This is a genomic window from Acidimicrobiia bacterium (assembly GCA_035651955.1).
Taxonomy (GTDB): Bacteria; Actinomycetota; Acidimicrobiia; order IMCC26256; family JAMXLJ01; genus JAMXLJ01.
This window is the reverse complement of sequence record DASRES010000005.1, coordinates 45,860-54,592: the sequence shown is the minus strand read 5'-3', so window position 1 is coordinate 54,592 and position 8,733 is coordinate 45,860. Positions and strand designations below refer to the sequence as shown.

Genomic DNA, 8,733 nt, shown 5'->3' with positions numbered 1-8,733 from the left:
GTCGTGAAGCTCGCGCCGCTCCCGCAGAACATCACCGCGATCCGCCGCATCCTGCCGTCGGCCGGGTCCGCGATCGGAGGATGACGATGAGGATCACGACGGCGGACGCGCCGACGACACCCACGACGCGCGTCAGCCGCGGCGACGACGACACCATGAACGGTGCCGGCCCGAGCGCGGGCGCGCAGTTCCTCGCGGTGCTCGCCGGCCTCACGCCGCAGTCGTCGCAGCCGGCGACGCCGACGTCCCCGCCGCCGGCGAGAGGGGCCGCCGGCGCGACCCCCGGCGCGAGCACGCACGCGGCGACCGCGCCAGGCGGCAACGACCCGAACTCTGCTCCGGCGCCCCTGCCGGCAACGAACGAGCAGCAGACGGACGCACCGGTCGCAGCGTCGGTCACACCGGTGGCCGCACCCGACCGGGTGGGAGCCGACGCGCCGGGTTCGCCGAACGCCGCGACAGCGGCCGCGACGACACGCGTCGACGCGAACCTCGCTGCGGGCGACCCGGCCGCGCCCACCCCGGTCACGTCGGCGGCGACGCAGCCCGCCCCCGCGACGCTGCCGCGCGACGACGTCGCGCCCCCGGCGGCGCCCACCGCCGCGCCGATCGGAGCCGCGACCGCGGACCCCGCCTCCGGCCACATCGGAACGGCGAACGGCGCCGCCACGGACGCGAGCACGGTCGCGCCGGACGACGACCCTACGCCGCAGGCCGGGCCGAGCCCGGCGAGCGCACGCGGGACCACCACGGCCGCACCCACCCCGACCACGGCCACGAGCACGACAGCGGCCGCGGCCACTGCGCAACCGGTGTCACCCACGACGTCGGACGGCGGACCGCACGACGGCACCCACGACGATGCTCCCGGCGCGCGCCCGTCGTCGGCCACCACCGCCACGGCCACGGCGACTGCGACGTCGACGGCCTCGGGCCACGACAGCAGCACAGCACCCGCGCCCGCGCCGTCGCACGCCGCGCAACCGTCGAACCCGACCGTCGCGCAGACACCTGCGATCGCGACGCCGCAGCCGACCGCGAACCCGACCCAGGTCGCCGCACCACCCGCGCCCGCGGCACCGCCCAACCCGGTGGTGACGACACCGGTCGCGCAGCTCGTCTCGGTCGTCGAGCCGTTGCGCGACCAGCCCGACGGGTCGTACCGCATCACCGTCGATCTCCACCCGGCCGACCTCGGTCGCGTCCAGGTCGAGGTACGGCTCGAGCGCGGGGAGGTCAACCTGCACCTGCAGGCCGACCACGCGTCGACGAGCGCGCTCCTGCGCGACGCGCTGCACGACCTGCGCGACGGGCTGCAGTCGGCCGGCCTGCGCACGGGCGGCGTGGTCGTCAGCAACGGTGACGCCGCGAGGCACGGCAGTGCCGACGCGGCGGAGCGCGACACCGCGAACGCGGCGAATCGCGACGGCACGACGAGCCGCTCCGGCACCGACGACGTCACGGACGTCGCGACGACAGGACCCGCCTACGCGCCCACGTCGAGCGACGCGCTCGTCGACGTGCGCGTGTGACGAGGAACGAGGAGGACCACGACATGACCGCGATCGACCCGTCGCTCACGACGAACCCGTACGCGGGCACGAACCAGCCGCCCCAGATCAACCGGCCCGACCAGTTCGGCAAGGACACGTTCCTGAAGCTGCTCGTCGCCGAGCTCCAGTACCAGAACCCGCTCGAGCCGACCGACCCGACGCAGTTCATGTCGCAGTCCGCGCAGTTCAGCGTGCTCGAGCAGCTGCAGAACCTGACCACGACCGTGCAGCAGCAGACGAACGCGAACCAGATGGTCATGGCGAGCGCGCTCGTCGGCAAGACGGTCACGTACAACGACAACGGCACGTCGACCTCGGCCACCGTCACCGCCGTGAAGTTCGACCCGACGAACGCGAATCCGCCGTCGCTCACGCTGAGCACCGGGAGCGACATCCCGATGTCCTCGGTCACGGAGGTGAACAAGACGTAGCCCGCCCCGCGGCCGGCGCACCCCGCGCACGACCGCCCGACCCCCTCTCTCTCTCACCCCACCACGAGCAAGGAGCACTCCCCCAAATGCTTCGTTCCATGTTCTCCGGCGTGTCCGGACTCCGTGCCAGCCAGACGTTGATGGACGTGATCGGCAACGACATCGCGAACGTCAACACGGCCGGCTACAAGTCGAGCAGCGTCGTGTTCCAGGACCTGCTCAGCCAGCTGCTCACCGGCGCGGGCGCGCCGCAGAACGGCCTCGGCGGCACGAACCCCGCGCAGGTCGGCCTCGGCGTGAAGGTCGGTTCGATCACGACGAACTTCGCGCAGGGCGCGTCGCAGCTCACCGGTCGTTCCACCGACCTGTCGATCCAGGGCGACGGGTTCTTCGAGGTGCGCAACGGCGCGCAGATGCTGTTCACGCGGCTCGGCGCGTTCTCGTTCGACGCGAACGGCGCGCTCACGACGCCCGACGGCAGCATCGTGCAGGGCTGGCTCGCCAACAACGGGGCGATCGCGACGAACGCGCCGACGACCGACATCCGCATGCCGCTCGGCCAGACGCTCCCGCCGACCGAGACCCAGAACATGACGCTCGGCGGCAACCTGCCGGCCGACGCCACGACGGGCACCGCGCTGAACACCGGCATCACCGTGTACGACGCGCAGGGCAAGGCCGTGAAGATCACGTTGACGCTGACGAAGGCGGCCAACCGCACGGTCCTCGACGGCTCGACGACGAACGGCAGCACGACGCTCACGTCCGCGACGGCGAACTTCACCGCAGCGGACGTCGGCAAGGCGATCACCGGTGCGGGCATCCCGGCCGGCACGACGATCGCGTCGGTCACGAACGGCACGACGGTCACGCTGTCGAACGCGGCGACCGCCACCGCGACCGGTGTGCAGACCGCGATCGCGACGGACGGCAACGTGTGGGACGTGTCGGCGACCGCGCCCGACGCCAACCCGGCGAACCCGCCCGTCAACCTCTACGGCACGCTGCCGTCGCTCGTGTTCGACCCGAACACCGGCATGCCGAAGAACGCGAACATCGCGCTGCCCCCAATCACGTTCACCGCGGCGATGAACGCAGCGATGGGCACGAACTTCACCGCGCCCGTCGCGATCGGCGTCGGCACGGCCGGTGCGCCGGACGCGCTGGTCCAGTTCGCCGGCTCGAACAGCTTCGCGGCGCTGTCGCAGGACGGCTCGGCGATCGGCTCGCTGCAGTCGTTCTCGATCTCGAACGACGGTGTCGTCACGGGCGTGTTCTCGAACGGCCGGAGCCAGGCCCTCGGGCAGATCGCGCTCGCGAGCTTCACCAACCCGGCGGGTCTCGAGAAGGCCGGCGACTCCATGTACCGCCAGTCGAGCGACTCCGGCCTGCCCCAGGTCGGCACGGCCGGCTCGGGCGGCCGGGGGACGCTGTCGTCGGGCACGCTCGAGATGAGCAACGTGGACCTCGCCCAGGAGTTCACCGAGCTGATCGTCGCCCAGCGCGGCTTCCAGGCGAACGCCAAGGTCATCACGACCTCGGACCAGATGCTCCAGGACCTCGTCAACCTGAAGCAGTAAGCACCTGACGACCTCCTGATCAACGGACGGGCCGGGCACGCGTCAACGCGTGTCCGGCCTGTCGATGTCCATGGCTCCCTCGGGCCGGGCCGTCCCGCCCTCCGGGCACGGCCCGGCTCCGTCCGCACTTGTCCATGGCTCCCTCGGGCCGGGCCGTCCCGCCCTCCGGGCACGGCCCGGCTCCGTCCGCACTGGTCCATGGCTCCCTCGGGCCGGGCCGTCCCGCCCTCCGGGCACGGCCCGGCTTCGTCCGCACCGTCCGGTTTGGGACTCCTCATCTCCCGCCGTCGCGGGCCGATGGTTCAGACACGGCCACGGACCGGGCCGCAGGCGTTTCCAGGGACGGAGAACGATGATCACGCTGACGAGGCTGAACGGGCCGCCGTTCGCGCTCAATTGCGACCTCATCGAACGTGTCGAGGGGACCCCCGACACGGTGATCACGCTCGTCGACGGCACGAAGTACGTCGTCGAGGAGGGCGTGGCCGAGGTCGTGGCCCGCGTGCGCGACTACCGCGCGTCGATCGTCGCTCTCGTCCAGGCCGCCGAGACGCCCGCGCCGCCCGTGCCAGCGCTGCGCGTGGTGCCGACGCTCGACCCGGAGGACTGACGTGGACCCGCTGACCCTCGTCGGCGTCGTCGGCGGCATCCTCCTCGTCCTCGTCGGCGGGATCATGGAGGGCGCGCAGCCCGGGGCGCTGATCGGCATCCCCGCGTTCATGATCGTCGTGATCCCGAGCTTCCTCGTCGCGCTCGCGGGTTACACGAAGGCCGACATCTCGTCGATCGTCGGCGGGCTGAAGCAGGCCTTCACGGGCAAGGTCGAGTCGGCCGCGGGCTCCATCGAGCTCGTCGTCGAGTTCGCCGAACGTGCCCGCAAGGAAGGTCTCCTCGCGCTCGAGGAGGGCGCGAAGACGATCGAGGACCCCTTCCTCAAGAAGGGGATCATGCTCGCGGTCGACGGCACCGACCCGGAGGAGCTGCGCGAGATCCTCGAGGCCGAGGTCGCGTCGAAGAAGGCGCACAGCAAGGTGCCCGCGAAGTTCTTCGCGGACATGGGCGGTTTCTCGCCCACGCTCGGCATCGTCGGCGCGGTCATGGGCCTGATGCACGTGCTCGGCAACCTGTCCGACCCCGCGTCCGCGGGTGAGGGCATCGCCGGCGCGTTCGTCGCGACGTTCTACGGCGTCCTCTTCGCGAACGCGATCTACCTGCCGCTGTCCAACAAGCTCAAGCGGATCGCGGAGGCCGAGGCCCAGCACATGGAGCTCGTGCTCGAGGGGATCCTGTCGATCCAAGCCGGGTCGAACCCCCGCGTGATCGAGCAGAAGCTGCTCTCGTTCCTGCCCGACAAGGAGCGCGAGGCGCTCGAGGCCGAACGGGCGGCGTGACATGGCCGGCCGTCGTCGCAAGCACGAGGAAGAGGAGGAGCACGAGAACCACGAGCGGTGGCTCGTGTCGTACGCCGACATGATCACCCTGCTCGCCGCGCTGTTCATCGTGCTCTTCGCGATGTCGAGCATCGACCTCGCCAAGTTCCAGAAGTTCGCCCACTCGCTGAACAAGGCGCTCGGCGGCGGCGGGACGGAGGCGTCCGCGGTGCTGCCCGCGGGCGGCTCGACACCGATCCAGGGTGGCAACGGCTTCTTCGACGGCATGAGCGCGAGCCAGCGCGACGCAGCCGCACAGGCCCTGCAGTCACAGCAGGACGCGCAGAAAGCCGCCGCCGAGCAGCGCAAGACGCTCCTCGAGACGCAGAGCGAGATCGAGCAGCGCCTCCAGGCCGCGGGCCTCGGCAACTCGGTCAAGTTCCGTCTCGACCCGCGCGGCCTCGTCATCAACATCGTCACCGACGGCGTGCTCTTCGACAGCGGCTCGGCCGCGCTGCGCCCCGAGGGCCAGCGCGTCCTCGACCAGCTCGCGCCCGCGCTCGCCACCCTGCCCGAGCCGCTCTCGGTCGAGGGCCACACCGACGACCGGCCGATCGCGACGCCCGCCTTCCCGTCGAACTGGGAGCTGTCGACCGCCCGCGCCACGACCGTGCTGCGGTACCTCGTCGACGTGAAGGGCCTGAACCCGGCCCGGCTGTCGGCCGCGGGCTACGCCGACCAGCGTCCCCTCGTCCCCAACACCGACGACGCGAGCCGGGCCGTCAACCGGCGCGTCGAGATCGTCGTCGTCGCACCGAACGTCTCGGCCGCGACGACGGACACCCCCGTCACCACGCCCTGACCCGACACGGAGCTGCGAGCCATGGCCAAGAAGAAGGACGACGCCGCCGAGGCCGGCGGCAAGAAGAGCAAGAAGAAGCTGATCGTGATCGTCGCCGTGGTGCTCGTCGCGGCCGCCGGCGCGAAGTTCACGATCCTGGCCCCGAAGAGCAAGGCCGCGTGCGCCGCGCCGGGCACGGCCGCGGCCGGCGCGACGGCCGGCGTCGCGGGCGCCGTCCCCGCAGCGGCGACGGTCGCCACCGCGCCCCCGACCACCGCCGCGCCCGCGGCACCCGCCGCGGCCGGTGCCGCCGGGGTGGCGACCACGACGACGACGGTCTGCATCCCGGCGCCGCCGCCGCCGGGCTCGGTGCTGAAGCTCGACTCGACGACGATCAACCTGGCCGACGGCCGCTACCTGAAGGTCGGCCTCGGGCTGCAGCTCGCCGCGACCACGGACCTGAAGACGTTCACCACCGACGACGGCGGCGCCAAGGCCCTCGACCTCGCCATCAAGCTGCTCGGCAGCAAGGGCTACAACGACCTCATCTCGGTCAAGAACCGCGACGAGATCCAGACCCAGCTGTCCCAGCAGGTCGCGGCCGCCTACGAGAACAAGGTCCTCGGCGTCTACTTCACGGAATTCGTGATGCAGTAGCGGTCCCGCGCTCCCCCACCGGTTGGTACACAACTCGCGGTCAGAGGCGCGACTTGTGTACCAACGCGGGCGGCTCGGACTTCCCTCAGGTCGGCCGCGGGGGTGCCGATGGTGCATCCGTGGCGTCAACCACCCCTGTGGTCAATTCGTCGAGGTCGGCCGGCCGCCACGGCGGTCCGCCGCAGCCGTACGACTTCCGCCGCCCGAACAAGTTCAGTCGCGACCACGTGCGCGCGCTGCAGATCGTCAGCGAGACGTTCGCGCGCCAGTTCTCGACGGTCCTCGCGACGACACTGCGCGCGGTGTCGACGGTGACGTTCAACGCCGTCGACCAGCTCACCTACGACGAGTACATCGGGTCGCTCCCGAACCCGTCGCACATCGTGATCCTCTCGCTCAACCCGCTGCCGGGCGCCTCGATCCTCACGATGGAGCTGCCGACCGCGCTCGCCGCCGTCGACCGGATGCTCGGCGGGACGGGCGACGCGGGCATCAAGCCGCGTCCGCTCACGGAGATCGAGGCGAGCCTCATGCGCGGCGTCCTCGAGCGTGCGCTGCGCGAGCTCGACTACGCGTTCGAGTCGCTGGTGCGGATCGAGTCGCGGATCGTGCAGCTCGAGTCGAACCCGCAGTTCGCGCAGATCGCCGCACCGACCGACATGTCGATCGTCATGTCGTTCGAGGTGAAGATCGCCGAGCAGCGCGCCGGCATGACGCTGTGCATCCCGTTCGACTCGCTGCAGCCGGTGCTCGAGTCGTTCGAGACGCAGTCGATGTTCTCCGGCCGCGACGCGACCGACCCGCACGTCTACGTGCAGCAGCTGCAGGAGTCGATGCGCGGCGTGCCCGTCGACGTGCACGTGAAGTTCCGTCCCGTGAGCCTCACCTCGGCCGACATCGTCGACCTCCAGGTCGGCGACGTGGTGCCGCTGCACCACGCGGTGAGCGAGCCCCTCGTGGTCACCGTCGGCGACGTGCCGTGCTTCGCGGCGGTGAGCGGCCGGAAGGGCAAGCGGCTCGCCTGCCTCGTCGTCAACACACTCGAGGACACCGACGAATGAGCGTCATCACCGCGATCTCGCGTGACAACCAAGCTGCGATCGACGCCGCCAGCGTGCTCGAGCAGGCGCTCGACGGCGACATCCTGTTCAGCGTCGGCCAGCCGCAGCGCGCGTCGACGAACGACGAGCTGCTCCCGACGCCCGACGCGCGCGTCGTCGCCGTCGTGCTCGACGGCCCGGAGCCCGGCTACATCGCGCTCGGTGTCTCGCCCCGTCTCGCGGCCGAGCTCGACCGCGTGAACCCGGGCGGCGACGTGATCGCGCTCGTCGAGCCGGCGATGCGGGCCGCGCTCGCGACGCTCGAGCAGGCGAGTGGCGTGTCCGTCTCGGCCGCCGCGCTCGTCGAGATCCCGCCCGAGACGCTCGCCGGAGCCGAGGGCAACGATGTCGCGCTCGTCGCGCTGCTCGAGGGGAGCGAGCGCCTCGCGACGCTGGTCGTGCGCATCGGGCCCGACGCGCCCGCGCCCGGCGAGGCGACCGGGCCGAACCTGCAGATCGTCGGTGAGGGCGACGATGTCGTCCGTCACGAGTTCGCGCCGCTCGACGGCGGTGCCGCGGCCTCGAACGGGGCGATCGCCGCGGTCGGCGGCCACGCGCTCGAGCTGCTCAGCGACGTCGAGCTCGGCGTCACCGTCGAGCTCGGCCGCACGCGCATGCCGGTGCGCGACCTGCTCTCGATCACGCCCGGTGCCGTGATCGAGCTCGACCGCGCGGCGGGCTCGCCGGTCGACGTGCTGGTCAACGGCACGCTCATCGCAAGGGGGGAAGTCGTCGTCGTCGACGAGGAGTTCGGGATTCGCATCTCGGAGATCGTCGGCGTCGACGGCAAGCGTTGATGGGCTCGACCGTCTCGCTGCTCCTCCGACTCTTCGTCTCGCTGGCGGTCGTCATCGGGATCATGGTCTTCGCCGGCGCGGTGCTGCGCCGGCGCGGCGTCGGGCTGGCCAGTGGCGGTCGGCCCGGCAAGCGCGTCCTCGTCGACGTCGTCGCGCGCCGCGGGCTGAGCCGGAACGCCGCGATCGCCATCGTGCGCGTGCCCGGCAAGCACCTCGTGGTCGGCGTGACGGAGAGCGCCGTGAACCTGCTCGGAGAGCTGGACGCGGACGCGGTCGAGGCCGAGGAGACCGAGGAACAGGAAGCGCCCAGGACGGCGCTCGCCGGCGGGCCCCAGGCCCCCGGCACGGCATGGAAGACGCTGCTCGACACGATGCGGGAGCGAACCGTCCGTCGTCGTTGAGCG

Annotated in this window: 10 protein-coding genes; all 10 read left to right on the top strand. The window is 71.6% G+C overall.

The window, feature by feature from the left end; translation table 11 throughout:
- Positions 1-86: 86 nt before the first annotated feature.
- The 10 genes from VFC33_01835 to VFC33_01790 all read left to right on the top strand — a co-directional run bounded on the left by VFC33_01835 (position 87) and on the right by VFC33_01790 (position 8,730).
- Entirely contained in the window at positions 87-1,532 is a 1,446-nt protein-coding gene (locus tag VFC33_01835; protein ID HZR11966.1) for a flagellar hook-length control protein FliK, read from the top strand.
- Positions 1,529-1,984 carry a flagellar hook capping FlgD N-terminal domain-containing protein gene (locus VFC33_01830; GenBank protein HZR11965.1) on the top strand — a complete coding sequence of 152 codons (456 nt, stop codon included), beginning with the start codon at positions 1,529-1,531 and terminating at the stop codon, positions 1,982-1,984. Before VFC33_01835 ends, VFC33_01830 begins: the two co-directional genes overlap by 4 nt.
- Positions 1,985-2,070: 86 nt before the next feature.
- Positions 2,071-3,564 (top strand): flagellar hook-basal body complex protein, encoded by a 1,494-nt coding sequence (locus VFC33_01825; GenBank protein ID HZR11964.1) that lies wholly within the window; start codon positions 2,071-2,073, stop codon positions 3,562-3,564.
- A 352-nt stretch (positions 3,565-3,916) separates the two neighbouring features.
- Positions 3,917-4,174: a flagellar FlbD family protein gene (locus VFC33_01820; protein HZR11963.1), complete on the top strand. Its 258-nt coding sequence runs from the start codon at positions 3,917-3,919 to the stop codon at positions 4,172-4,174.
- Position 4,175: 1 nt separating this feature from the next.
- A complete protein-coding gene (locus tag VFC33_01815) occupies positions 4,176-4,955 on the top strand; it encodes a flagellar motor protein (protein ID HZR11962.1) in 780 nt (259 codons plus the stop codon).
- Position 4,956: 1 nt separating this feature from the next.
- Positions 4,957-5,796: a flagellar motor protein MotB gene (locus VFC33_01810; protein ID HZR11961.1), complete on the top strand. Its 840-nt coding sequence runs from the start codon at positions 4,957-4,959 to the stop codon at positions 5,794-5,796.
- A 21-nt stretch (positions 5,797-5,817) separates the two neighbouring features.
- The gene (locus VFC33_01805; GenBank protein HZR11960.1) at positions 5,818-6,432 is read left to right on the top strand and encodes a flagellar basal body-associated FliL family protein; all 615 of its coding nucleotides are present in this window, start codon (positions 5,818-5,820) and stop codon (positions 6,430-6,432) included.
- A 119-nt stretch (positions 6,433-6,551) separates the two neighbouring features.
- Positions 6,552-7,493, top strand: a complete 942-nt coding sequence (gene fliM / locus VFC33_01800; GenBank protein HZR11959.1) for a flagellar motor switch protein FliM — start codon at positions 6,552-6,554, stop codon at positions 7,491-7,493.
- Positions 7,490-8,329 (top strand): flagellar motor switch protein FliN, encoded by an 840-nt coding sequence (gene fliN, locus VFC33_01795; GenBank protein ID HZR11958.1) that lies wholly within the window; start codon positions 7,490-7,492, stop codon positions 8,327-8,329. Before fliM ends, fliN begins: the two co-directional genes overlap by 4 nt.
- Positions 8,329-8,730 (top strand): flagellar biosynthetic protein FliO, encoded by a 402-nt coding sequence (locus VFC33_01790; protein HZR11957.1) that lies wholly within the window; start codon positions 8,329-8,331, stop codon positions 8,728-8,730. Before fliN ends, VFC33_01790 begins: the two co-directional genes overlap by 1 nt.
- The last annotated feature ends 3 nt before the right edge of the window (positions 8,731-8,733 follow it).